At 50.3% G+C, this 290-nt stretch carries 1 pseudogene; it reads right to left on the bottom strand.

Annotation, left to right across the window (positions count from 1 at the left end):
• Positions 1–290, bottom strand: a pseudogene (locus ACTHSL_RS13430) (transposase); the annotation flags it as partial.

Raw genomic sequence — 290 nt, 5'->3', positions numbered from 1 at the left:
TCCCCTGAAATATTTGGCAAAACTCATGTCAACCAACCCCTGATAACCGCGCCAACCGTCGGTATTAATGACACTCCTGATACCGACACGACCTCTAATGATCTTCTGCAGCGTTGCTTTGGACGCATCGGGAACAATCCCGGTATAAACCTGCCCCCACGTTTCAAAATGCCAAAAACAATGGTTTTCCCACCCGCACCGTACCCGCGTCTGCCCCTGATACGTTTGGCTCCGAAATAGGGTTCATCCAATCCTGCAATGCCGTATAAAGATGCCTGCCTTTCGCATTC

It is taken from the genome of Neisseria sp. P0008.S010 (genome assembly GCF_051962715.1).
Classification (GTDB): Bacteria; Pseudomonadota; Gammaproteobacteria; order Burkholderiales; family Neisseriaceae; genus Neisseria; species Neisseria elongata.
Note: the sequence above shows the minus strand (reverse complement) of the source record. Positions and strands in the feature narration are given on the sequence as shown.